The 1,954-nt window shown below is 67.2% G+C and carries 1 protein-coding gene and 2 pseudogenes; all 3 read left to right on the top strand.

Annotated features, from left to right (window positions below):
- Positions 1–328: pseudogene (locus tag VP06_RS32820) on the top strand (DDE-type integrase/transposase/recombinase); the annotation flags it as partial.
- A gap of 47 nt (positions 329–375) precedes the next feature.
- Positions 376–1,776 carry an IS30 family transposase gene (locus VP06_RS32815; RefSeq protein ID WP_082167766.1) on the top strand — a complete coding sequence of 467 codons (1,401 nt, stop codon included), beginning with the start codon at positions 376–378 and terminating at the stop codon, positions 1,774–1,776.
- Positions 1,777–1,783: 7 nt separating this feature from the next.
- A pseudogene (locus tag VP06_RS32810) lies at positions 1,784–1,954 on the top strand (IS3 family transposase); the annotation flags it as partial.

The following is a 1,954-nucleotide window of genomic DNA, read 5'->3' as shown; positions in this document are numbered from 1 at the left end:
GGGCTTGGCGGGGGTGGTGCGGGGCAGGACCGTGCGCACCACGATCCCCGACCCGGCCGCAGCCTGCCCCCTCGACCGGGTCAAGCGCCACTTCAAGGCTCCACGGCCGAACGCCCTGTGGGTCAGCGACTTCACCTACGTGGCGACGTGGTCGGGCTTCGTTTACGTGGCGTTCGTCATCGATGTGTTCGCCCGGTGCATTGGCGGCTGGCGAGCCTCACGCAGCGCTCAGGCGAGCTTCGTGCTGGATGCTCTGGAGCAGGCCCTGCACGAGCGTCGCCCTGTGCAAGGCAGTGGACTGGTGCATCACTCGGACCGCGGCTCGCAGGGTGGATTCAAGTGATCGTCGCAACGGCTTGGCGGAGGGCGGTTGTGATGGCAGGTCGGCGGCGATCGGATCGGTGTCTTCGAGAAAAGCTGCGGTCACCGGGTCGTCCCGGGGTCGGTCTGCGCGAGACGCGGCGGGAGTACTGGGCGTTCATCGCCCAAGGTCTCTCGAGCGAGGACGCAGCGATGAAGGTCGGGATTTCGCCACCGGTCGGCTCGCGGTGGTTCCGGACAGCAGGCGGGATGGCACCTTCCCACCTGTCACCATCGTCCAATTCGCCTTCTACGCGCTATCTGTCGTTGGCTGAGCGGGAGGAGATCGCGATACTTCAGGCGCAAGGTCACGGGGTCCGGGAAGTCGCTCGGCGTCTGGGACGGGCAGCGTCGACCATCTCGCGCGAGTTGCGGCGCAATGCAGCGACCCGCAGTGGCGGCCTCGACTATCGCGCCACGACGGCGCAGTGGCACGCTGAACGCGCGGCACGCCGGCCCAAGCCCGCAAAGCTGGCGGGGAACGCCGCGCTGCGGACCTACGTGCAGGACCGGCTCGCCGGTGCTGTCGCGACACCGAGCGGGAGCGCTCTGCCTGGACCGAGCGTTGCCTGGAAGGGACGGCGGCACGGGCGACGCCAGAGCCGGCAATGGGGTCGATCCTGGAGCCCGCAGCAGATCGCCGCGCGCCTGCGGCTCGATTTTCCGGACGATCCGACGATGCGCATCAGTCATGAGGCGATCTATCAGGCCCTCTACATTCAGGGCCGAGGCGCGCTGAAGCGTGAGCTGACCGCCTGTCTTCGCACAGGACGGGTTTTGCGAGTGCCGCGGGCCCGCTGCCTGCGCCGCGGCAAGTCGTTCGTCACGCCTGAGGTGCTGATCAGCGAGCGTCCGCCCGAGGTGGAGGATCGCGCGGTACCGGGTCACTGGGAGGGAGACTTGATCCTGGGTCTGAAGAGCTCGGCGATCGGGACCCTAGTCGAGCGCACGACACGCTTTACGATGCTGCTGCACCTTCCGCCCATGGACGGCCATGGGGCAATACCGCGTGCCAAGAACGGCCCGGCGCTGGCGGGGCACGGGGCCGCGGCGGTCCGTGAGGCGATCGCCAGCACGATCGCGCGCTTGCCGGAGCATCTGCGGCGCTCATTGACCTGGGACCAGGGGGCCGAGATGGCCGAGCATGCGCGCTTACGGATTGATGCGGGTCTGCAGGTCTACTTCTGCGATCCACGCTCACCCTGGCAGCGGGGAACGAACGAGAATACGAACGGGTTGCTGCGACAGTACTTCCCGAAAGGAACGGATCTGAGCGCCCACACCGGGGATGATCTTGCTGCTGTGGCCGCGGCCCTCAACAGCAGACCGCGCAAGACACTGAACTGGAAGACGCCGGCAGAGGCACTCGACGCTGTGCTGGCTGCCGTGCAAAATGGTGTTGCGACGACCGCTTGAACCCAAGCAATACTTAGCTCTGCGGTATACCGAGCGCATGGCCGGAGCCGGCATCGAGCCGTCGGTCGGCAGCGGTGGCGACAGCTACGACAACGCATTGGCGGAGACGATCAACAGCCTGTTCAAGGCGGAGGTCATCCACCGGCGTGGCCCGTGGCGCTCCTTCGAGGCGGTCGAG

The sequence above is a fragment of the Methylobacterium aquaticum genome (assembly GCF_001043915.1).
Classification (GTDB): domain Bacteria; phylum Pseudomonadota; class Alphaproteobacteria; order Rhizobiales; family Beijerinckiaceae; genus Methylobacterium; species Methylobacterium aquaticum.
Note: the sequence above shows the minus strand (reverse complement) of the source record. Positions and strands in the feature narration are given on the sequence as shown.